Origin of the sequence: Peribacillus sp. YIM B13472 (assembly GCF_042788005.1) — a bacterium.
Taxonomy (GTDB): domain Bacteria; phylum Bacillota; class Bacilli; order Bacillales; family DSM-1321; genus Peribacillus; species Peribacillus simplex_E.
In genome coordinates this window covers 77,878-99,849 of the sequence record NZ_JBHZPG010000004.1, presented here as the reverse complement: position 1 = coordinate 99,849, position 21,972 = coordinate 77,878, and the positions used below count along the sequence as shown (strand labels likewise).

The window sequence follows — 21,972 nt, the reverse complement described above, 5'->3', positions numbered from 1 at the left end:
AGGTGGGGTTCATTTGCGTAAAGATGTATTGGTGACTGAAGTTGCATTGCGGGATGGGAGCCATGTAGTGGCACATCAATTCACCATCGATCAAGTAAAGAACATGACTGGGAAACTTAGTGCTGCAGGTGTCCCTTATATTGAAGTGTCGCATGGAGATGGCCTGGGAGGATCATCCTTACAATATGGTTTTTCAAAAGTGAATGATATTGAATTGGTGGAAGCCGCTGTTGAAGCTGCAGGCCAATCCGTTATTTCAGTACTTTTAATCCCTGGTATAGGGACGATCGACCAATTAAGGGAAGCTGCTAAAGTTGGGGCGAAAATGGCGCGGATTGCAACCCACGTAACGGAAGCGGATGTTTCAAAGCAACATCTGGAAGCTGCGAAACATCTCGGTATGGAAGCAATCGGGTTTTTAATGATGTCTCACATGGCATCACCGGAAAAACTTCTTGAACAAGCCATATTAATGGAATCCTATGGAGCGGATGCTGTGTATGTTGTTGATTCCGCAGGATCTTTTTTGCCCCAGGATGTGAAGACGCGGATCCGGTTATTAAGATCAAAGCTGAATATCGATATCGGTTTTCATGCTCATAATAACTTATCGCTCGCAGTGGCAAATTCGCTTATGGCAATTGAAGAAGGGGCGAATAGAATCGATGGCAGCATCCGCTGTCTCGGCGCAGGTGCTGGTAATACCCAGACCGAAGTGCTTGTTGCCGTTCTGGATAGGATGGGAATCCGTACCGAAATTGACTTATATAAAATGCTCGATCTTTCGGAGGAAGTTGGAAATACAATCATGCCCAAGCCCCAGGAAATAACAGACTCGAGTTTAATCATGGGTTATAGCGGCGTGTACTCCAGCTTTTTATTGCATGCAAATAAAGCGGCGAAAAAGTATGGAGTTGATGCCCGGGATATTTTGAGGGAGCTTGGTCGACAAAAAGTGGTTGGCGGTCAGGAAGATACCATAATTGAAGTAGCTGAGCAAATGGCGTTTCAGAAAGAAGGGACTTTAAGATGAAACTAGATCAACTAGCAAAACGGGTAGCCGAATCGCAAAAAAGCGGACGTGAAATGGATAAGCTTACATTATCCAATCCTGAACTAACAGTAAATCAAGCATATGAAATTCAGAAGTTGAGCATAAATGAGACGATCACTGGTGATAACAGATTCATCGGGTGGAAGATGGGCTTGACGAGCAAAGCCAAACAACAGCAAGTAGGGGTGGAGGAAGCAATCTATGGCAGGTTGACATCTGCAATGGAACTAACTAAACCAGAATTAAAAATTAGGGAACTCATTCATCCGAGAGTGGAACCTGAATTTGCTTTTTTGTTCAAGGACGAACTGAAAGGTGCAAATATAACGGCGAAAGATGTCTGGCCGGCTGTAGAATGTGTATTTCTTGCACTAGAAGTTATTGACAGCCGTTATAAAAATTTTTCTTTTACACTTACCGATGTAGTAGCGGATAACGCATCCTCAGCCAAAATCCTGCTTAGCAATCAAGCTTATTCTCCGTACCACACGGACTGGGCTCAAGCAGAAGTTACCCTTTATCAAAATGGTGAAATGCAAAAGAGGGGTCTTGGAGAAGCTGTACTCGATCATCCAATTCACTCGATTGTGGAACTTGTCAAAATGATAAGCCGTGAAGGACTGTCCATTCAGGCTGGAATGATTGTATTGGCAGGCGGAATTACAGATGCCGTTTCCATACAGGCAAACGATGAAATTATAGCAGATTACGGTGAACTAGGGAAACTGACATTACATGTTATATCTTGAAATATGGCAAAGGGGAGGGGATTAATTGCGTGAAGTTAATGCTTCGGAAGTGGTAGGTAATAGTAGATTTGGCCGTTTTCATTTAATGGTCTTTATGTGGTGTTTGTTCGCAATTACCTTCGATGGATTTGATATAGCCATGTACGGAGTTGGTTTACCTTTGATGATGGAGGAATGGAACTTGACGCCCGTCGAAGCTGGCGGAATAGCAAGTTATTCATTGTTCGGAATGATGGTGGGAGCCCTCATTTTTGCACCCCTTGCGGATAAACTAGGAAGAAAAAAAGTGCTTGCCATTTGTATATGTTTATTCAGTGTTTTTACATTACTTTCAAGTTTTGCCCTGAATCCTGCCTTTTTCTCGGTTATGCGATTTATAGCAGCCTTGGGAATGGGAGGATTAATGCCAAATGTCATCTCCTTAATGGCGGAATACTCACCCAAAAAGAATAAGGTGCTCATTGTAACCACTATGTACTGTGGTTATTCTGTCGGAAGCATACTTGCTTCTTTAATTGGAATGTATGTGATGGAACAAATGAGTTGGAGGGTTTTATATTGGATAGGGGCTCTTCCCTTACTGGCACTGCCATTCTTCATGAAGCAATTTCCTGAATCGCTTTCCTATTATGTTATTCGAAAACAAGGAGCAAAGCTTGCTGGAATTCTGAATCGCATTGACCCAGACGGCGACTATAAAGAGTCGGACGATTATGAGTTTGCCAAAGTCCAAGAAAGGGCAAAGGGCTTTCCAGTCAAGAAACTCTTTGAAAATAAGCGTACTCTTAGCACATTTGCTTTTTGGGTAGCTGCCTTTAATTGTTTACTTATGGTATACGGACTCAATACATGGTTACCCAAAATCATGCAGCAGTCCGGATACGGCCTTTCATCCAGTTTATCTTTCAATCTTATATCGGGAATAGGACAAATTGGCGGATCGATAATTGGAGGGTACTTAGTTGGGAAAATAGGCCATAGAAGAGTACTTGTATCCCTCTGTGCCATAGGTACGGTCTGTTTTGTCATATTAGGATTGACCTCAAATGCAGTAGCATTATATGTTCTGATCGCTTTTGGAGGTGCCTGTACAGTTGGCACGATGAATTTGGCCAATACGTATATTTCCGAGTATTATCCGCGTGAGATAAGGACCACCGGGATAGGTTGGGCCTTGGCTTTTGGTAGAATTGGAGCGATTGTTGCCCCTACATTAATAGGATTATTGCTGGCTGCAAACTATTCGCCACAAAATGCATTTATGGCCTTCACAGTCCCGAGCATAATGGCTGCCCTGGCGTTACTCGTTGTGAAAGAAAGGTATGGCAGCTATGATAAACCGCAGATCGAGGACAATATAAAACTAAAAGCAACATCGAATGTATAATATTGTTCTTTAGTAGATGACCTAAATGTCAGCGGACAGTCATGCAACTGTTCCCTGACATTTAGGTTATTTTTTAGAAAATAAAAGAATTCACGAGTAAATCGGCCAAACTCACGAGTAAATCGGGTGAATTCACGAGTAAATCGGCCAAACTCACGAGTAAATCGGGTGAATTCACGAGTAAAACCGCCAAACTCACGAGTAAACCAGTTGAACTCACGAGTAAACCAGTTGAATTCACGAGTAAAATCTTAACTCGCCTTTTACATTGCCAGTGCTGCTGCCTATTTCGTTTCGGAAGATGCAGGGTATATTACGGGGCAAACTCTTTCCGTAAATGGTGGATTAACAATGGTTTAATCAATCAAGTTAGGTGGTTATGCAAGATTGAAAGGCTAGTAAATTTAAAGCATTAGATTGAAAACTTTTTCTAATACGTTTGACAATTGGATTTATCGTGTTAATATAAAGGCAAATGAAAATTAAATATACAATTTGTACCACTAGGGGTGCTTTATAGGTAAAAGTTGATTTTACCGCAGAAGCTGAGATTAAAGTATGACTTTAAGACCCTTAGAACCTGATCTGGTTTATACCAGCGTAGGGAAGTGGGGTCTGGAACAATACGTTTCTGTATTTTTCAAGTACAACCACTTTCTTTACGTTTAAGAAAGTGGTTTTTTGTTTGCAAAAAAAGGGGGATAAAAGGTTTTTTTTCGTAACATTTCTTGAAAAATATTATTTGGAGGTAATGGACATGAAGTTTTCAGAGGAAATTCGTCAGGAAGCTGATCATATTTGGGAAGCTAGTTTTAATCACCCGTTTGTTGCAGGAATAGGAGATGGCACATTGCCATTGGAGTGTTTCCGCTTTTATGTCATGCAAGATGCCTATTATTTATCCCATTTTGCCAGGGTTCAAGCTTTAGGGGCAGTCAAAGCTACAGATTTACATACAACAAGCAGGCTTGCCGGCCATGCACAAGGAACATATGAAGCGGAGTTGAAGCTTCATGAGAATTTTTCTGAGAGATTAGGCATCACAAAAGAAGAACGGGATAATTTCAAACCTGCCCCGACTGCTTATGCTTATACTTCCCACATGTATCGTGCGGCTTATTCGGGACATTTAGGGGATGTTATTGCAGCTATCTTGCCGTGTTACTGGCTGTATTATGAAATAGGTGAAAGACTGCAAGGGTGCATTCCGGAAGAGCCGATTTATCAAGAATGGATAGCGGCTTACGGAGGGGAGTGGTTCCGTACTTTGGTGGAAGAACAAATTGCCAGGCTTGATGAAATTGCTGAAAAAGTGACAGACGAAGATAAGGAAAGAATGAAAGAGCATTTTATCCTCAGCAGCCAATATGAATACTCATTTTGGGAAATGGCTTATCGTTTAGAGACATGGCCTGTGCATAAGGAAACACTAGAAGTATAAAGGGGAATGAAACAATGAAAAAAGGATTGAAATTAACGGACATATTGGTCACGATCGTAATTGCGGTAGCATTTGGAATCGTTTATATCCTTTGGGGTTCGATTTATTATTCAGTTAAACCATTAGGGTTACATCTGGATCAACTTATTTATGGAATGTGGTTTATAGCTGGCCCCGTCGCCTTTTTAATTTTACGGAAACCGGGTGTGGCACTTTTGGCGGAGATAGCTGCAGCTTCCGGGGAGTTCTTTCTTGGTTCACCATGGGGGCTGACCGTACTGTTATATGGGGTGGTACAAGGTTTGTTCGCGGAACTGGTGTTCATGGCGTTCAAATATAAAAAATTCAATATGCCGGTGGCCGTTTTAGCTGCGATAGCTTCCTGCCTGGCATCAGTTATCATGGATTTTGCATACGGGGAAATAGGTGCGCTTTCAACTTGGAATCTATCGTTATTCATGATAGCGAGGTTTGTGGGTTCCATATTCTTTGCAGGAGTGACTGCCTATTATCTAGTTAAAGTCCTGGAAGCAACAGGAGTAACTAATCTTGTGCGTCCGGTTTCAAATAAAGATTATGCAGAACTGGATCAAAAGTAGAGGTTGAGGGCCATGGAACCAATCGTTTCTGTTGAAAAGTTAAGAATGAAATTTCCCGGTGATGAATCTTTGATATTCAAGGACCTATCATTATCGTTCGATCAAGGAGAAAAAGTGCTATTGTTGGGACCATCAGGATGTGGTAAGTCGACTCTTTTACAAGTGTTAAGTGGATTGATTCCGAATTCCATCGAAGTACCGATGAAAACGGAGAAATTGAAATGCCCTTCTTCGTGGGGGTATGTTTTTCAAGACCCTGATAGTCAGTTTTGCATGCCATTTGCCGATGAGGAAATTGCCTTCGTCCTTGAGAATCTTTCCGTCCCTAAAGAAGAAATGAAAGAGAAGATTCAAAATCATTTCCGTAAAGTAGGATTGAACCTGGGCCATACAAGTATTGAAACATTATCAGGCGGGATGAAACAACGTCTGGCAATCGCTTCAGTATTGGCCCTTGAACCAGAAGTGATATTTTTAGATGAACCAACCGCCATGCTTGATCCGGAAGGAACGAAAGAAATCTGGGAATTGTTGAAGGAAGTCGGACGAGACAAAACGGTTATTATCGTCGAGCATAAAATTGACCATGTTTTAGAATTCATCGAAAGAATCGTGCTTTTTAACGATGATGGTCAAATCATAGCTGATGGTCCAAGAGACACCATTCTTTCACTATATAAAAATGAAATGAAAGAACATGGAATTTGGTTCCCAGGTGTTTGGGATGAATATATACAGCAGTATGCACCGATTCGGGAACACCCATTTACAGATGATTCACCCCTTATGGATGTGCAAGGATTTCGCGGTTTTCGGAATAAAGAGGAGAAAATCATGATTGAAGAGCTGAAGGTCCATTCAGGTGAATGGATTGTAATCAGGGGTGAAAATGGCGCGGGGAAGAGTACTCTTTTGCATGCACTGATGCAGTTCATAAAAACGAATGGTAAGTATGAATTATTGGGAACACCGATTAAAAAGGTGAAAAATCCAACGGATCATATGACGTTTGTCTTTCAAAATCCTGAGTTTCAGTTCGTTGCAAATACTGTATATGAAGAGATTGCCTATTCATTGCGAATTGATAAAAGGCCGCAACAAGAAATAGATGAGAGAGTCCGCTCCTTGCTTAAAGTGTTCCGCCTGGAGGCACATCGGGATAAACATCCGTTTCAATTATCAATGGGTCAAAAGCGTCGCTTAAGCGTAGCCGCCTCAATCGTAATAGACAAAAAAATCATTCTCCTGGATGAGCCAACCTTTGGCCAAGATTCGAAAAATACCTTTGCATTACTGGAAAGGTTTGAGGAATATCGAAGACGCGGAATAACAGTGATCATGGTAACTCATGACGATCATATTTCAAAAAACTTTGCAACCAGGATCTGGACGGTTAAGGACGGAAACGTAATAAGTGATGAAAACATTGCGCAAGCCGGATTTTTGGAGACTAAAGTTTTATCACTATAAAAGGAGTGTCATGTAGATGAATGTTTCAAATGCAGAAACATGGCTCCATAGAATTAATCCAAGCCTTAAACTTGGTGTACTGATTGTGTTATGCATCGTGGCGTTATTCATTCATGACCTGAATTATATGATGAATATCACCATTGGCGTATTACTTTTATTTTTGTTTTTTACCGGGCATTCGATAAAACGAATCTTACTTTTGTCGATTCCCTTTTGTTTCATTTTTATATCCACCTCTTCTGCAATGATATTATTCGGGCAAGGTGAGACGCTTTGGTTTGAGTGGGGCCTAATATCGATTACGGAAGAAAGTTTCATGAGGGGATTACTGGTGGGCTTTCGAGCTTTGTTCTTTGCGGCCCTTGGTTTAACTTTTTCCTTAACGACAAGGCCAGTGAACTTGTTTTATTCGTTAATGCAGCAAGTTAAGCTTAAACCGAAATATGCCTATAGTTTCATGGCGGCATTAAGGCTGATTCCCATCATGATGGAGGAGTTCCAAACGATACGAAACGCGATGAAGGTACGCGGTTTCGAAAGGGGAAAAGGGATAAGATCGGTATATTTTAAAATGAAAGCCTATTCCATCCCGTTGTTATCGGGAAGCATCAGACGTGCTCACCGAATCGCGGTTGCGATGGAGGCAAAGCGATTTACAGACACTCGGGATCGAACATACTATTATGAATTTGGATTTTCAAAAAAGGATCATGGTTTCATTTTGTATTTTATCATCCTGCTGTTGGCCGGCTTTTATCTATCGATTCAATTCCCGTTAGTATCTATTTGATTTTATGAGATTGTAACTTTACTAGTTAGGGGTTCTTAGTATGATTGCACATGAATTGCATATTATTTCTACTGGGAAACAGCCAATTGAAAAGTTTGTGGAAATCGCTTCAAACATTCAGGAACATGTTGATTTCTTTTATCTAAGGGAAAAGCATATGAGTGCATCGGAACTCTATCGAGCAGTGACCCTATTACATGATAATAAGATTCCGCTTTCTAAGATCATCATTAATGACCGGGTGGATGTAGCTTGGGTACACAAAGTATTTGGTGTGCAATTGGCTTTTCATAGTTTAGATGCGGGAGTCGTAAAAGGAGCTTTTCCAGGGATGAATGTCGGCTGTTCGATCCATTCCATGGATGAAGCGAAAGCCGCATTCAGCAAAGGGGCCAATTCCGCGATTTATGGACATGTTTTTGAAACGGATTCAAAAATCGGACTTCCTCCTAAGGGAGTTGAGGAGCTTCATGCAATCACAAGAAGTGTCAATCTTCCGATTATTGCGATAGGCGGAATAACACCTTTCAATTGCCAAGTCGTGCTGGATGCGGGGGCACGCGGAATTGCCGTCATGTCAGGTGTGCTTGAAGCTGAAAATCCGGTTAGAGCCGTTAAAGAATATTCGAAGTCTTTGGGAAAGGAGACATAAGATGAATTCCATATATGATGCAATCATTGTTGGGGGAGGAGTAATAGGTGGATCTATCGCTTTTCAATTAGCCAAGCGAGGTAAAAAGGTCCTTTTATTGGAAAAGGATAGACTTGCCAGTAAAGCATCGAGTGCTGCAGCCGGGATGTTAGGGGCACAAGCCGAGTTGGATGCTGATAACCCGCTTTTTACATTGGCAAGCCGAAGCAGGGGGATGTTTCCTGCACTGGCGGAAGAATTAAAAGACATAAGTGGAATAGACATCGAATTAGTGAACAAGGGCATGTTTAAGGTGGCGCTAACGAAAGATCAGGTAGCCGAGTTGAAGAACATGATCAGAGTCCAGCAAGATGCGGGACTTGAGGCTGAATGGCTATCGACTGCCGAAATAAGGAAAACGGAACCGCTTCTATCGGATGAGATTAAGGGGGCCATGTTCATTCCGAAGGATGGACAAGTTTCGGCCACTAGGCTGTCACTCGCTTTTACTGAATCTGCAGCTGCCCTTGGTGTAGATATAAAGGAATTTGTTCATGTCTCCGATTTAATTACGGAAAACGGATGTGTGACGGGAGTGGTCACGAACATAGGTGGATTTTCAAGTGAAAATGTCATCGTGGCAGGTGGGGCTTGGAGTGCTTTCCTCCTTGAAAAATCAGGGATGAGACTCGACAGTTATCCAGTAAAGGGTGAGTGCTTTTCCGTCCTGACCGATCGTCCATTGCTTGAAAAGACAATCTTCTCACATGGCTGTTATCTTGTTCCCAAAGTTGGCGGAAGAATCATTGTCGGGGCAACGGTTAAAGCGAACACTTTCGATCAAAAGGTAAGTCTTGACGGAATCTCTACCTTAATAGAAAAGGCAACGCAATTGCTTCCGGCGATTAAAGGAACCGAATTGGAAAAGACATGGGCAGGTATACGCCCCCAAACTGGGGACGGCTTGCCGTACTTTGGTGAACATCCAGCATGCAAAGGACTATTCATTGCAACGGGGCACTACAGGAATGGCATCCTGCTGTCTCCAATTACAGGTTTACTTATAGCTGATCTTTTAGAAAGGAAAACAAATGCCGAATGGTCCGCTTTTCGATTGGATCGTTCGATACAGACCCTTTATTCTTAATGGAGGTGGATGAAGTGGAATTGATTATTAACGGGGAAAAAATACGGATTCCTGCTAATGAATCAACAGTTACAGGGCTTTTGCAACACTTTGATTTACATCAAAAAGTGGTGATTGTTGAATTGAATGATGAAATAATAGCAAAAGAAAGTCTTAGTGAAACACTTTTGTCAAATGGTGACAAGGTAGAGATTGTACATTTTGTAGGAGGCGGATGATATGTTAAAGATAGGTTCTTATGAATTTTCTTCAAGATTGTTATTAGGTACAGGAAAGTATCCCAATTTCGATGTTCAAAAGCAATCAGTGGAGGTTTCGGAGGCGGAAATATTAACGTTTGCGGTCCGGAGAATGAACATTTTTGAAGCCAGTCAGCCCAATTTTTTAGAAAAACTTGATTTGAAAAAATACACACTCCTTCCCAATACAGCAGGAGCTAAAACAGCCAAGGAAGCAGTGCGCATTGCCCATCTTGCAAAGGCATCTGGCTTATGTGACATGATTAAGGTAGAAGTCATTGGCTGTCAAAAAACACTGCTGCCTGATCCGATTGAAACCTTAAAAGCTGCTGAAGAATTAGTGAAACTGGGATTCACCGTTTTGCCCTATACTTCGGATGACGTGTTGCTCGCTAAGCGCCTGGAAGAAGTGGGGTGCCATGCAATCATGCCTGGCGCTTCACCAATTGGCTCTGGTCAAGGCATTATAAACCCACTGAACTTACGATTCATCATGGAACAATCAGAGGTTCCGGTAATTGTCGATGCAGGGATTGGAACGCCCTCCGATGCGGCAATCGCCATGGAATTAGGGGCGGATGGCGTATTGCTTAACACTGCTGTTTCCGGCGCAAAAGACCCCGTCAAAATGGCGAAAGCAATGAAACTTGCCATTGAGGCAGGTCGATTAGGGTATGAAGCAGGAAGAATCGCAAAAAATGATTACGCGATAGCAAGCAGCCCAGTTGAAGGATTGAGCATTGGATGAATGAACGTTATTCACGTCAAGAACTTTTTGGCCCAATAGGGGAAGAAGGGCAATTGAAAATTCGCAAAAAACACGTTTTGGTTATTGGAGCGGGTGCTCTCGGTACGGGAAGTGCAGAAGGCCTTGTACGAGCAGGAATTGGGAAACTCACCATTGTGGACAGAGATTATGTAGAGTGGAGCAACCTTCAAAGACAACAGCTTTATTGTGAAGATGATGCACAAAAAAGAATACCGAAAGCAGTGGCAGCGAAGAATCGTTTGATTGCGCTAAATTCGGACGTTATCGTAAAATCGCATGTGGCGGATGTTTCGGTTGATGAACTGGCGAAGCTTGTTGAAGGCGTGGATTTAATATTGGATGCCACAGATAATTTCGATACCAGGATGCTTATAAACGATACTGCGCAAAAATATAAAATACCTTGGATTTACGGGGCCTGTGTAGGGAGTTATGGGATAAGTTACACGGTGATCCCAGAGGCGACCCCATGTTTGAATTGTTTGCTGGAAACGGTTCCAATGGGAGGGCTGACATGTGATACGGCGGGAATCATCAGCCCTGCTGTTCAAACGGTCGTTGCCCATCAAATGACGGAAGCATTGAAAATCCTTGTGGAAGATTATGAATCACTAAGAAACAAAATCGTTTCATTTGATCTTTGGAAAAATGAACATTCATCCATAAATGTAGCGCAATTAAAAAAAGATGCTTGTTTGTCATGCGGGTCAAATCGAACGTACCCCCATCTCTCCTATTCAAATCGAACGAAAACAGCCGTTTTATGCGGAAGGGATTCTGTCCAGATTCGGCCGGCGATGAATCTTGAAAGAGACTTAGCGGAAATCGAAAAAAATCTTCTCGCACAAGGTGGTAAGATCGATAGGAATCCTTATTTACTTTCATTTACGATCGGAACCCATCGGTTGGTCGTTTTTAAAGATGGACGGGCGTTGATTCATGGAACAAAAGATATTGCAGAAGCAAAAACGTTATATCATCGTTATATTGGCTGAACTGTAATAATGGAATGACAAAGACTTAAACGTTAAAATCCGTGGCCCTTATAATAGGAAGGTATCGAACATTTTTCTTGTGGCTCATTGCTGCACAAATATGAAACGAAAGCGGTGTCTGCCTTTACTGGGCGGCACCGCTTTGTTTTGGAATGTTTATAAAAGCTGCCTACATATCATGACTGCTATTATGCTTCTGACGGGAGTGCTGTCTGTTTTTTACCTTATGTGAACCGCTTAACGGTGCAGGCTGACCTGGGTTATTACCTTTAGGTGCATTTTTTCGAATATCTTTACCATCGTTTTTGTTCATGTGCGATCCCTCCTATCTCTTAAGATAATCAGTCCGTGAAATTTTATTCACATACATATATTTGCAAACCTCGTACATGCTATGGATGGACACTAATTAAGGAGCTGAAACAAATGCAGGATAAACAGGATAAGCGAAGGACTTTCCAGGAAGCCCAGCAAAGTTATCAACAAGTATTTGATGTATACTCATCCATTGAGAAGAACGCACCGAATTACGGAACGGAATTGAAACACGTAAAGCAGGAAGTGAACGAGGCCTATCAGCAAATACAATCCGCTTTAGTCACCGCTTCCGAACATCAGAAAGAACAATTGAAAAAATTTGAACAGGATATTCAGGCAATCGTCAATGAGGTCAATTCAGAGGACTATTGAGTGACAGGTTCCATCATCGTGAGTTCAGGCGCTTTACTCGTGAGTATTTCGCGTTTTACTTATGCGTTTTTAGAATGGAATAGGCTTTTTGAAAAATGCAGTACATCTGCCATTTCAAAAAGCCTATCCTATTTAAAGCCTAGGAATGAGGGAAATCATTGGTTTTTCTTTCTTTTTTTATTATTTTGCCTTTGCATTTCCGATAATGGCGGTTCATTTCCCATTTCATCATTGTATCCTGTTCCATTACCTTGCGCTTTTGCAGCATTCATACCTGGTATAACATGATTTGCCTTTTGTTTTGTCATTTCGACACCTCCACCCATAGAATGCGATAATGTTGAATGATTATGTATGAAGTGCTAATATGTTTTGCTGGAATAATTTATCAGGCTACAAATTGGGGTATTTTCAATAAAATCCATATCAGTAAGGCTTCCTAAATGCACTTTAATATGTGGGGAATTTTTTTCTATAAGAGAAACTTATCAAAAACAATAACTTTCTTGTTATTTACTTATACTCGTTTCTATATTAGTATTAAGTTGAAGGAAGAGTTAGGGTGGGAGAAGAGAGAGAAAATTCGACAAACTAACTTTTTTACTTATATTTATAGTAAACATGGTTTCAGTGAACCAGGTTTTACTTTTATGTGCAGAATAAGTTCTGACAGTTTAATAGGGGGTAATATTCATGACGAAAAATGACGTATACCAAGCGCGTAAGTCCTTTGAAATTGAAGGGCAACGCTACAACTACTACAGCTTAGACGCTATTGAAAAAGCAGGGGATGGCAAAGTATCACGCCTTCCATATTCCATTAAAGTATTACTTGAAGCGGTACTTCGCCAAGTGGACGGAAGAGTAATCACAAAAGAACACGTTGCGAACCTTGCTAAATGGGGAACAAGCGAGCAACAAGATATAGATGTTCCGTTCAAGCCATCACGTGTAATCCTACAAGATTTCACTGGTGTTCCCGTTGTTGTTGACTTAGCTTCTTTACGTAATGCTTTCGCAGCACTTGGTGGAGATCCTGACAAAATCAACCCGGAAATCCCGGTTGACCTTGTAATTGACCACTCTGTACAAGTTGATAAAGCAGGTACAATGGATTCCCTTGATGCCAATATGGATCTTGAATTCGAACGTAATGCAGAGCGTTACCAGTTCCTAAGCTGGGCTCAAAAATCATTCAACAACTATCGTGCAGTTCCACCGGCAACTGGTATCGTTCACCAAGTTAACCTAGAGTACCTTGCAAATGTGGTTCATGCTGTTGAAACTCCAAACGGCGACTTCGAAGTATTCCCTGATTCTGTTTTCGGTACAGATTCACATACTACAATGATCAACGGTATTGGTGTTCTTGGTTGGGGTGTCGGCGGTATCGAAGCAGAAGCAGGCATGCTTGGACAGCCTTCTTACTTCCCAGTTCCAAAAGTGGTTGGTGTTAAACTGACTGGCGAACTTCCTAAAGGTACAACAGCTACTGACCTTGCATTGAAAGTAACACAAGTTCTTCGTGCACACGGCGTAGTTGGTAAATTCGTTGAGTTCTACGGCCCAGGAGTAGGATACCTTCCACTTGCTGACCGTGCAACAATCGCTAACATGGCTCCTGAATACGGTGCTACAGTTGGTTTCTTCCCTGTTGATGCAGAAGCGATCGATTACATGCGCTTAACAGGCCGTGATGAAAAACAAATTAAAGTCGTTGAATCATACTGCAAAGAAAATGGATTGTTCTACTCACCTGAAAACGAAGATCCAGCATACAATGATGTTGTGGAAATCGACCTTTCAGCAATTGAACCAAACCTTTCAGGCCCTAAACGCCCGCAAGATTTGATTCCACTTTCTCAAATGAAAAAATCTTTCCATGACGCTATCAATGCACCTATGGGCAACCAAGGTTTTGGCATGGACAATGCTGAATTGGATAAAGAAGTAACTGTTAAATTTGCCGATGGTAAAGAAACGGTAATGAAAACAGGTGCGATTGCCATTGCTGCAATCACAAGCTGTACGAACACTTCTAACCCATATGTTATGCTTGGAGCGGGTCTTATTGCTAAAAAAGCAGTTGAAAAAGGCTTGACTGTTCCGGAATATGTAAAAACATCGTTGGCACCAGGTTCTAAAGTTGTTACTGGTTACCTTCGTGATGCTGGTCTTCAACCGTACCTTGACCAATTAGGATTCAACGTAGTTGGTTACGGTTGTACTACATGTATCGGTAACTCAGGTCCATTGGCTGACGAAATCGAAGCAGCTGTTGCTGAAGCAGATCTTCTGGTAACATCAGTACTTTCAGGTAACCGTAACTTTGAAGGGCGTATTCACCCACTTGTGAAAGCAAACTATCTTGCTTCGCCTACTTTGGTTGTAGCTTATGCTCTTGCTGGAACTGTGGACTTTGATCTAAACAACGATTCACTTGGTAAAGACAAAGATGGTAACGATGTATACCTTGCTGATATCTGGCCATCACAAGAAGAAGTTAACGCTGCTGTTAAAGCAACAGTTACACCTGAGTTATTCCGTAAAGAATACGAAACGGTATTCAACGATAACAAACGTTGGAACGAAATCCAAACTAGCAACGAAGCGATTTATGCTTTCGATTCTAAATCAACATACATTCAAAATCCTCCATTCTTTGAAGGATTATCACCAGAACCTGGTTCAGTTAACCCACTTTCCGGTTTGCGTGTAGTTGGTAAATTCGGTGACTCAGTTACAACTGACCACATTTCTCCTGCAGGTGCAATCGGTAAAGATACACCAGCTGGTATCTACCTTCGTGAAAACGGTGTGAAACCACGTGACTTTAACTCTTACGGTTCTCGTCGTGGTAACCATGAAGCGATGATGCGCGGAACGTTCGCAAACATCCGTATCCGTAACCAAGTTGCTCCAGGTACAGAAGGTGGATACACAACATACTGGCCAACAGGCGATGTAATGGCTATCTATGATGCTTGTATGAAATATAAAGCTGATGGAACAGGTCTTGCAGTAATCGCTGGTAAAGACTATGGTATGGGAAGCTCTCGTGACTGGGCTGCGAAAGGTACTAACCTTCTTGGCATCAAAACAGTCATCGCTGAAAGCTTTGAACGTATTCACCGTTCTAACCTTGCATTAATGGGTGTTCTACCACTTCAATTCAAAGAAGGCGAAAACGCTGAAACACTTGGATTGACTGGTAAAGAAGCGATCGCAGTTAAAATCGACGAAACAGTTAAACCTCGTGATATCGTAACAGTTACAGCTACTGATGAAGCTGGAAACGTAAAAGAATTTGATGTACTTGTTCGTTTCGATTCCGAAATCGAAATCGACTACTACCGTCACGGTGGTATCCTTCAAATGGTATTACGTAATAAATTAAAAGGCTAATTTCAGCTTTTAGGAAGCGGTAAACCTACTTGTCAGGTTTACCGCTTTTTTTGTGTCAAGTTTTTGAAACAAAGCGATATCATGATATGATTTGAAGGAATTACACTTTTCCGGATGTCCTTTTATTGTTAAGATGGAATAGGGAAGTTGTTCTATTTCTGGAAATGGACTAATATTTTTATTGTAATGGGACTAGGAGGACGAGTATGCTTAAAAAAATTATTGCTTCGGTGGCCTTACTGTCACTTATTACGGTAGCAATCGTGCAGGCGATGGATAATGAACCAAAGGGAAATGACGAAAAAGATGCTTTGGGCGGATTGAAAATTGGAGCTAAAGCACCAAATTTCTCCCTGAAAACTTTGGATGGGAAACAAGTTGAATTATCTGATTATAAGGGTAAAAAGGTAATGCTGAATTTTTGGGCAACGTGGTGTCCGCCTTGCAAGAAGGAAATGCCGGATATGGAGAAATATACACAGCAAGCTGGTGATGATGTCGTCGTACTTGCTGTCAATATTGACCCCGAAAATGATGTACAATCCTTTGTAGAGGATAATGGAATTACTTTTACAATACCGCTGGACAGTCAAAGTGCCAAGAATCCAGTGAATGAGCGTTACAAGATTCTTAGCATACCAACAACTTACTTCATCGACAAAGAAGGCATTATCAGGAATAAGGTAATTTCAGCCATGCAACTTAAGGATATGGAACGAAACATAAATAGTATGCAGTAGGGGAACCTTTATGAAGTCGGCAGACAGACGGACGGAACCTTTATGAGGTTCCGTTTTATTGTTTGTTAACAAAGTTGTCAAATTTTAATGAAAAAATCAAAAAATTTAAAAAATTATGGTTAATGTTTAGGAAAAAAGGGTTAAAGTATAGAGAGTGGAGAAAGGGAACTTTATCTGGTTAAAAATCTGATAATTGTGACAATTTTAGGAATGGAAACCATATAGTCATAATTTTACGTTAATTTGGCAATACTGAATAGTATATTAAAATAAGTAGGTGAAAAGCATGAAAAAAAGAAAAAGGTCATTTGAAGAATTAATTAAAGAAAACAAAAAGGAATTATTGATGGACGTTAAACAAATGGAAAGACTTGAAGAACGTCTTGAAAAAAAACATATGCAAAAGGCTGAATAAATTTTGCAAAAGATATATTAAAAAGAGCCAGTGCCATGAAGGTCCCTTCAAAGTGCTGGCTCTTTTTTCATGGCTTTCAAAAACTGGCATTCATGAATTTCCTCTTTTTTATCCATGATAAGAGAAGGAGGCGATAAAATGGGTAATCCAAAAAAAGATTCCAAACACTTTAGACCGAGCCATCATGGGACACAGCCAATAGCAGCGGGTGGGAATAACGGTAAGAAAATGCAGGACAAATCCGGCAAACATGCTCAGGTCATTCAAACTAAAGGCGAGTAATCCTTAATAAAGAAGTCGTAATAATATTATGTAAATAAAAATTCATGAGGTGAAATTAATGGGCTCTTATAAACACAATCAGGATAACCGTTTGGATAATGTTGAAAAAATTCAGGATGCGATTCAAAATACAGAAGAAAACATATCCGCTGCAAATGAAACGTTATCATTCTCTTCAGATGTGGAGAAACAGGCAATTGAGGCCAAAAATGACCGAAGAAGAAAGAGCATTGAAGGAATGAAAGAAGAAATGCAAGATGAACAAGAAGCTCGGGAAAGCGGTTATAGTAACGATAATATTTAAACGACTAAGTAAAGGGGAGAAAGAGACGCAAAATCTTTCTCCTCTTTGTTTTTCATGACAGGGAGGCAGTCAATCAAGACAGCTTAAATGAAATTGGCACATTTGTTATGGTAGAATGTTTATTGCAATAGAAATGAAAGTGGGGAAACAAAATGTTCATAGCTGAAAACGAAATTGAAGTGCGGTATGCAGAGACAGATCAAATGGGTGTTGTTTACCATGCGAATTATTTTATATGGATGGAACTAGGCAGGACAAAATTGATAAATGATTTAGGATTTTATTATGCTGATATGGAAGCGGATGGCATCCTCTCACCTGTTATGGATATTCAGGCTTCGTATAAAACCCCTGTTAGATATGGTGATAAGGTCAAAGTTAAAACCTGGATTGAAAAGTATGACGGCTTACGGGTCATTTATGGGTATGAGATCGTTAATGGGAAAAATGAAGTGGCGGCCACAGGTCATTCTTCCCACGTTTGCGTTAAAAAGGAGAGCTTCCGCCCGATATCCATTAAACGCATGTATCCTGAATGGCATGAGGCCTATGAGAAAAATAAAAAGCAAGATGAATTGGTTTAATTATATGTATTGAGGTGATCAAGAAATGGCTTTTGGGATTAAACGGGGAGACGTAGTAGCCTGGAAGCAGAAAATCGATCAAGGCCAAATAGCTTTTTTAACTCATTATTGGCTAGATGACCGATTTCCTGGTTGTAAGACGGTTACAAAAGTGGGATGCAAAGATTTACTGCGTTTATCGGAGTGGGGTAAGAAATACGGGCTTAAAAAAGAGTGGATTCACCACAGGAAGGATGGCTATTCTCATTTCGATCTTTTAGGGGACAAGCAAGCGGAAATTTTAAGGGCGGAAGATATAAAAGAGCGCCTGCTCGATTGAACAAGAAAAAAACAGCAGTTAACACCGCTGCTTTATTGTCAAGCACTCTTTTCATAGTGGAATTCCGGTTCAGTCAATTTTTCATTAAAAGTAATACGTAAATCCTGACCATCAAAATACCATAAATCCTTTTCTTCTACATAAAAATTAATCTCATTCATAGTTGTTACTGCTGCTGCAGTTTCAGGTTCTTCTTGCATGATACCTAATGAAAAGCCGCTTTGGACGGTACTATGCCCACCATATCTTACATAAAAGCGCAAATGAGAGCCTTCTTGAAGCCCCAGCTCATCAATATACCACTTAGCTGCTTGATCGGAAATGGTCAATTTCATATTAATTCTCCTTCCTAGAGGTTCGTTATTTAAGTATAAAGTAATTATGAAGTAGATGCGAATAATGTGCGTTTAAGAAAGGAAACAACCATGGATATTATATATAATATTTGTTTCATAACTCGAAAAAGATCCAACGAAGTTGAAGTGTTGATGCTATTTCGCCAAAAGAATCCGAATAGGCATAAATGGAATGGTATAGGCGGGAAAATAGAACAAGGTGAAACCATCGATGAATCGATGGAACGCGAAATTCTTGAAGAAACTGGATTGAAGGTAAGGGGGATGGCCTTTCGAGGGATCGTGACATGGAATCAAACGGGCGGAATGTATGTTTACAGAGCTGAAGAGGCAGGGGGCGGTCTATCTGCCTGTGATGAAGGGGAACTTGCCTGGAAGCCATATAAATGGGTTTTGGAGTCAAATGAAGTTGTGTCCAACATAAAGTATTATCTAAAAGATATATTACAGGATGAACCACCACTAGAGTTTGCCTGTACCTATGAAAATGAACACTTAATAACAGTCAAAAAGAAGCATTTGCCTGATTTGGCAAAAGAATTGATCTTCACCAATTGAAAACCGCCATGTGCGGTTTTTTTTCCTATTTTGATTCCTAGAATATTCGGGGAATTGGTATATTTAATGGGGTGAGCAAGATTCTGAAAATTATAAAGCTAAAAGCGAAATACCATCTAATTAATTTCCATATACAGAGGGAGATGATGATTTGCGGAAAACGGAGCTGTTAAAAAGCTGGTGCTGCTTTCATTTTTGGCTCAAAAGGATATGTATAGGTATGAGATGATCGAACAGCTAAAAAACAGTTAAGTGATGGTTATTTACATTATAAAAGAAGGCATGCTATATCCAGCTTTAAAAAGGATGGAAGAGAAAGAGCATTTAAATAGTTAACGGCAGGATTCCTTAGAAGGACTGAAAAGGAAATATAATTATGCGACGAAATTGGGTATTGCTCAGTTTCAAGATCAATGGGCAGAATGGAACGCCTTTCAAGATATGCTCCGTAGGGTCTTTTCGTACACATATGAGTGCGCACAAAAATAGCTGCAGATTCCTGCAGCTATTTTGTATTTTCTTTTGCTTCTGCCTCGGCAAGCTTTTTCAGCAAGATGGGTGTAGGCATATGCATGATTTGCTCTAAAGGCAAGTTTAGTGACTTTGATAACTTTAAAGCGGTTTCCGGTGATATTTGCAATGGCTTCATGGCACTTTCTCCTAACGATATTTAATAACTATTTACAGTGTAGCCTCTGTTCTACTTTTATTCAATCCTTACTTGACCATTTCTCCATTAAACGAAATCCATACTATTCCTTTCATGGGAAGTTAATGTGGAAATGATCTAGGTCCTTTCACCTTGGCGAAAAAATTAAAATGAGGCCAGAATAAAAATATACGTAGTCTAAATGGATATATAGACACATGTCAAGTTGATGGGATATCTTGGATGCGCCTTATGTGAGTTACAAAATCAGGGGGAGTGGGAGATGGGGATTTTCAAGAAAGCGAAACCGGAAAAAGCAATTTGGTTTCAAAAAGCAAAAGAAACAGATGGCTTATCGTAATGGATTTGCGGTTTTGTCGAATAAAGTCAGGAATATTGCTGAACAGAATAAAAAATCAATAGCTGAAATAGATGCAATCGTGCAAACATCAAATCAGGGATTAGTGTCATTCATCCAGGAAATCGGAAATGCTACTGAAAAGGTTTCGAGGCATGCCAGAATAACACGGCAAATGAATTGTAGAATGGAAAATAGGCCCATGCATACGGGCCTATTTTCACTTGGATATGCGCATGTTCTTACAACCACTTTACCTTCGGTTCAGTTTTATCGATAATCCGCTTGATGTTTGCGCGATGCCGGTAAAAAATGAAGATCGTTATTATACTGATTACAATAATGAGCGGCAAATTTTTAATATGAAAAACTAAACTGTAGATGAGAGCAAGTAGACAAGCAATCATGGATGAAAGCGAGACATATTTGGATATGTATAAGGATATAAAGAAAATGATGACGGCAAAGACAAAAAGCCATGGTTCATAAGCAAGAATGACACCAGCGGAAGTTGCCACCGCTTTTCCGCCCCGAAAGTTTGCAAAAATGGGAAACATATGACCGATGACTGCAATAACTCCGGCTAGCAATAAATGCATGTCCACGCCTAGCATATACGGCAGAAAAGTTGCTAGGGTACCCTTAAGTATATCCATGATAGTAACGGTTAGCCCTGCCTTGACACCAAGTGTCCTGAAGGTATTTGTCCCGCCCAGATTTTTACTGCCATGCTCCCGGATGTCGATTTTGTAAAATGTTTTACCAATTATTAAACCGGAAGGAATCGAGCCGATCAGGTACGCAGCCAGTATAGTGATAAATGTAAGCATTCTATTACCCTTTCTTTTAAGAAAAATCTTCTTTTTTTACCACGTTTAAGGGTCGATTGTTCCCTTTTTCAAAAATAAACGTGTAGAAATAGCTTAAAACAGCCTTAAAATACCTGTTAAGCTTCTCTTATTGTAACATTTTCGTGACAAAATGGTACGGCTGTCCAAAAAAAATCCACTAAAAAAATGAATTTTCCTTGATGAACTTACATCTTTTGATATACGTTAAGGTCATGAAGGGTGAAAGGTTTACCCTTCCTTATTTTCGTCAATATAAAATGAAGGATGCCTCCTTGTATAAATTGTTACAATACGTGGTAGTCTGTATGAACATAAGAAAGTTAAGTGAGTCATGCCTTTTCGAAACTTTTTCTTTCTTGTATAATGGTTTTTCTTAATAATGTTAATAAACAGCTTTTGTCTGTAAAATACCTTTGTTAGGAATACTCTTTAGTCAAATATTACATTTTATTATAAAGGGGATTGAAAAGAATGATAGAAAATCCAAGCAGGGAAGAAATGGGAAAGATGTTGAAAAAATCGAAGCGCATCGCTGTCGTTGGTTTATCTAATAACCCTGAGCGTACTTCTTATATGGTATCGAAGGCCATGCAGGAAAGCGGATACGAAATCATCCCGGTAAACCCTGCTATATCTGAAGTGCTAGGTGTCAAAGCAGTTAAAGTCCTGAAAGATATTGAAGGGCACGTCGATATCGTCAATGTTTTCCGCCGTTCAGAGTTCCTTCCGGAGATAGCCAAGGAATTTGCAGAAATCGATGCAGATACCTTTTGGGCGCAGCTAGGGGTGGAAAATGAAGAAGCCTATAATTTTTTGAAAGAAAAAGGATATACTGTCATCATGAATCGATGCATAAAAGTCGAACACGCCCTTACCAAGTAAAATGAAGAGCGGTACTTCCGTTCTTTTTTTTAGGCATCGCTGTATCTCAACTGGAGAAAAACTAAAAGGCAGCCATACCGGGCATTGAGCGGTCGGGAAAATTTAGGCCATTAAAGCTTAATTTGATCAAAATAATAAAAGTATATTTGCCAAATGAAAATTTACCGCTACAATTAGAATGGTAGCTATGATACGTTTTGTTCCACACAAATGTGCAAACGCTAATAAAAAGGATGAAAAAATAGAACACTTGTTCTTTGTTCGAGAAAGTATTATACTTTTTATATGATATTAACGTATTAATG

Annotated in this window: 29 protein-coding genes and 1 riboswitch; of the genes, 23 read left to right on the top strand and 6 right to left on the bottom strand. The window is 40.4% G+C overall.

Annotated elements, in window-relative coordinates; translation table 11 throughout:
• Positions 1–13: 13 nt before the first annotated feature.
• The 3 genes from dmpG to ACFX4I_RS04885 are packed head-to-tail and all read left to right on the top strand — an operon-like array spanning position 14 to position 3,190.
• Positions 14–1,033, top strand: a complete 1,020-nt coding sequence (gene dmpG, locus ACFX4I_RS04895) for a 4-hydroxy-2-oxovalerate aldolase (RefSeq protein ID WP_230302639.1) — start codon at positions 14–16, stop codon at positions 1,031–1,033.
• On the top strand, positions 1,030–1,803 hold the full coding sequence (locus tag ACFX4I_RS04890) for a 2-keto-4-pentenoate hydratase (RefSeq protein ID WP_377419434.1): 774 nt from the start codon (positions 1,030–1,032) through the stop codon (positions 1,801–1,803). The genes dmpG and ACFX4I_RS04890 overlap by 4 nt, the downstream gene beginning before the upstream one ends.
• A gap of 25 nt (positions 1,804–1,828) precedes the next feature.
• Positions 1,829–3,190, top strand: coding sequence for an MFS transporter (locus tag ACFX4I_RS04885; RefSeq protein WP_377419432.1), 1,362 nt, complete (start codon positions 1,829–1,831; stop codon positions 3,188–3,190).
• 73 nt (positions 3,191–3,263) lie between these two features.
• Here ACFX4I_RS04885 and ACFX4I_RS04880 read toward each other — a convergent pair whose 3' ends face one another.
• Positions 3,264–3,431 (bottom strand): hypothetical protein, encoded by a 168-nt coding sequence (locus tag ACFX4I_RS04880; protein ID WP_377419430.1) that lies wholly within the window; start codon positions 3,429–3,431, stop codon positions 3,264–3,266.
• A gap of 254 nt (positions 3,432–3,685) precedes the next feature.
• Positions 3,686–3,814, top strand: a riboswitch (TPP riboswitch).
• A 133-nt stretch (positions 3,815–3,947) separates the two neighbouring features.
• Between ACFX4I_RS04880 and tenA the strand changes: the two genes are divergently transcribed.
• From tenA to ACFX4I_RS04835, 9 genes are read left to right on the top strand one after another with little or no spacing between them, the layout of a single operon-like run.
• Positions 3,948–4,631: a thiaminase II gene (gene tenA / locus ACFX4I_RS04875; protein WP_377419428.1), complete on the top strand. Its 684-nt coding sequence runs from the start codon at positions 3,948–3,950 to the stop codon at positions 4,629–4,631.
• 14 nt (positions 4,632–4,645) lie between these two features.
• Entirely contained in the window at positions 4,646–5,230 is a 585-nt protein-coding gene (locus ACFX4I_RS04870) for an ECF transporter S component (RefSeq protein ID WP_230176404.1), read from the top strand.
• A 12-nt stretch (positions 5,231–5,242) separates the two neighbouring features.
• Positions 5,243–6,700: an ABC transporter ATP-binding protein gene (locus tag ACFX4I_RS04865; protein ID WP_377419426.1), complete on the top strand. Its 1,458-nt coding sequence runs from the start codon at positions 5,243–5,245 to the stop codon at positions 6,698–6,700.
• A gap of 16 nt (positions 6,701–6,716) precedes the next feature.
• A complete protein-coding gene (locus ACFX4I_RS04860) occupies positions 6,717–7,493 on the top strand; it encodes an energy-coupling factor transporter transmembrane component T family protein (protein WP_230302644.1) in 777 nt (258 codons plus the stop codon).
• A gap of 40 nt (positions 7,494–7,533) precedes the next feature.
• The gene (locus ACFX4I_RS04855) at positions 7,534–8,145 is read left to right on the top strand and encodes a thiamine phosphate synthase (RefSeq protein WP_230302645.1); all 612 of its coding nucleotides are present in this window, start codon (positions 7,534–7,536) and stop codon (positions 8,143–8,145) included.
• Position 8,146: 1 nt separating this feature from the next.
• Complete coding sequence (gene thiO / locus ACFX4I_RS04850) at positions 8,147–9,271, top strand: glycine oxidase ThiO (protein WP_230302646.1); 1,125 nt, start codon at positions 8,147–8,149, stop codon at positions 9,269–9,271.
• A 14-nt stretch (positions 9,272–9,285) separates the two neighbouring features.
• Positions 9,286–9,489, top strand: coding sequence for a sulfur carrier protein ThiS (gene thiS / locus ACFX4I_RS04845; protein ID WP_230302647.1), 204 nt, complete (start codon positions 9,286–9,288; stop codon positions 9,487–9,489).
• A gap of 1 nt (position 9,490) precedes the next feature.
• Positions 9,491–10,258: a thiazole synthase gene (locus ACFX4I_RS04840; protein WP_230302648.1), complete on the top strand. Its 768-nt coding sequence runs from the start codon at positions 9,491–9,493 to the stop codon at positions 10,256–10,258.
• Positions 10,255–11,274, top strand: coding sequence for a thiazole biosynthesis adenylyltransferase ThiF (locus tag ACFX4I_RS04835; RefSeq protein ID WP_377419423.1), 1,020 nt, complete (start codon positions 10,255–10,257; stop codon positions 11,272–11,274). The genes ACFX4I_RS04840 and ACFX4I_RS04835 overlap by 4 nt, the downstream gene beginning before the upstream one ends.
• A 169-nt stretch (positions 11,275–11,443) precedes the next feature.
• On the opposite strand, the gene ACFX4I_RS04830 is transcribed toward ACFX4I_RS04835, so the two are convergent.
• Positions 11,444–11,587 (bottom strand): small acid-soluble spore protein P, encoded by a 144-nt coding sequence (locus ACFX4I_RS04830; protein ID WP_083450736.1) that lies wholly within the window; start codon positions 11,585–11,587, stop codon positions 11,444–11,446.
• A 113-nt stretch (positions 11,588–11,700) separates the two neighbouring features.
• On the opposite strand from ACFX4I_RS04830, the gene ACFX4I_RS04825 reads away from it, so the two are divergent.
• Positions 11,701–11,964 (top strand): hypothetical protein, encoded by a 264-nt coding sequence (locus tag ACFX4I_RS04825; protein WP_063593346.1) that lies wholly within the window; start codon positions 11,701–11,703, stop codon positions 11,962–11,964.
• A gap of 155 nt (positions 11,965–12,119) precedes the next feature.
• Here ACFX4I_RS04825 and sspO read toward each other — a convergent pair whose 3' ends face one another.
• Positions 12,120–12,272, bottom strand: a complete 153-nt coding sequence (gene sspO, locus ACFX4I_RS04820; RefSeq protein WP_377419421.1) for a small acid-soluble spore protein O — start codon at positions 12,270–12,272, stop codon at positions 12,120–12,122.
• Positions 12,273–12,657: 385 nt separating this feature from the next.
• Here sspO and acnA point away from each other — a divergent pair, with 385 nt between their 5' ends.
• The 7 genes from acnA (at position 12,658) to ACFX4I_RS04785 (ending at position 18,013) form a co-directional block, all read left to right on the top strand.
• On the top strand, positions 12,658–15,369 hold the full coding sequence (gene acnA / locus ACFX4I_RS04815) for an aconitate hydratase AcnA (RefSeq protein WP_377419419.1): 2,712 nt from the start codon (positions 12,658–12,660) through the stop codon (positions 15,367–15,369).
• 206 nt (positions 15,370–15,575) lie between these two features.
• On the top strand, positions 15,576–16,109 hold the full coding sequence (locus ACFX4I_RS04810) for a TlpA disulfide reductase family protein (RefSeq protein WP_230302653.1): 534 nt from the start codon (positions 15,576–15,578) through the stop codon (positions 16,107–16,109).
• A gap of 286 nt (positions 16,110–16,395) precedes the next feature.
• Complete coding sequence (locus tag ACFX4I_RS04805) at positions 16,396–16,524, top strand: FbpB family small basic protein (protein WP_230302654.1); 129 nt, start codon at positions 16,396–16,398, stop codon at positions 16,522–16,524.
• A gap of 138 nt (positions 16,525–16,662) precedes the next feature.
• Positions 16,663–16,806 carry an acid-soluble spore protein N gene (locus ACFX4I_RS04800; RefSeq protein WP_230302655.1) on the top strand — a complete coding sequence of 48 codons (144 nt, stop codon included), beginning with the start codon at positions 16,663–16,665 and terminating at the stop codon, positions 16,804–16,806.
• Between the two features lie 58 nt (positions 16,807–16,864).
• Positions 16,865–17,110, top strand: coding sequence for a small acid-soluble spore protein Tlp (gene tlp / locus ACFX4I_RS04795; RefSeq protein ID WP_377419417.1), 246 nt, complete (start codon positions 16,865–16,867; stop codon positions 17,108–17,110).
• Positions 17,111–17,262: 152 nt separating this feature from the next.
• Positions 17,263–17,694 carry an acyl-CoA thioesterase gene (locus tag ACFX4I_RS04790; RefSeq protein WP_137018482.1) on the top strand — a complete coding sequence of 144 codons (432 nt, stop codon included), beginning with the start codon at positions 17,263–17,265 and terminating at the stop codon, positions 17,692–17,694.
• A 25-nt stretch (positions 17,695–17,719) separates the two neighbouring features.
• Entirely contained in the window at positions 17,720–18,013 is a 294-nt protein-coding gene (locus tag ACFX4I_RS04785; RefSeq protein ID WP_230302657.1) for a hypothetical protein, read from the top strand.
• Positions 18,014–18,051: 38 nt separating this feature from the next.
• Here ACFX4I_RS04785 and ACFX4I_RS04780 read toward each other — a convergent pair whose 3' ends face one another.
• Positions 18,052–18,348, bottom strand: coding sequence for a HesB/YadR/YfhF family protein (locus tag ACFX4I_RS04780; RefSeq protein WP_230302658.1), 297 nt, complete (start codon positions 18,346–18,348; stop codon positions 18,052–18,054).
• A gap of 90 nt (positions 18,349–18,438) precedes the next feature.
• Between ACFX4I_RS04780 and ACFX4I_RS04775 the strand changes: the two genes are divergently transcribed.
• Entirely contained in the window at positions 18,439–18,927 is a 489-nt protein-coding gene (locus tag ACFX4I_RS04775) for an NUDIX hydrolase (protein WP_230302659.1), read from the top strand.
• 505 nt (positions 18,928–19,432) lie between these two features.
• Here ACFX4I_RS04775 and ACFX4I_RS04770 read toward each other — a convergent pair.
• Positions 19,433–19,576 carry a YycC family protein gene (locus ACFX4I_RS04770; protein WP_230302660.1) on the bottom strand — a complete coding sequence of 48 codons (144 nt, stop codon included), beginning with the start codon at positions 19,574–19,576 and terminating at the stop codon, positions 19,433–19,435.
• Positions 19,577–19,830: 254 nt separating this feature from the next.
• Here ACFX4I_RS04770 and ACFX4I_RS04765 point away from each other — a divergent pair, with 254 nt between their 5' ends.
• A complete protein-coding gene (locus ACFX4I_RS04765; RefSeq protein ID WP_377419414.1) occupies positions 19,831–20,214 on the top strand; it encodes a hypothetical protein in 384 nt (127 codons plus the stop codon).
• Here the strand turns inward: ACFX4I_RS04765 and plsY are convergent.
• Complete coding sequence (plsY, locus tag ACFX4I_RS04760) at positions 20,177–20,764, bottom strand: glycerol-3-phosphate 1-O-acyltransferase PlsY (protein WP_096338559.1); 588 nt, start codon at positions 20,762–20,764, stop codon at positions 20,177–20,179. The genes ACFX4I_RS04765 and plsY overlap by 38 nt on opposite strands.
• Positions 20,765–21,256: 492 nt before the next feature.
• Between plsY and ACFX4I_RS04755 the strand changes: the two genes are divergently transcribed.
• Positions 21,257–21,667, top strand: coding sequence for a CoA-binding protein (locus ACFX4I_RS04755; RefSeq protein ID WP_377419412.1), 411 nt, complete (start codon positions 21,257–21,259; stop codon positions 21,665–21,667).
• Positions 21,668–21,972 lie beyond the last annotated feature (305 nt).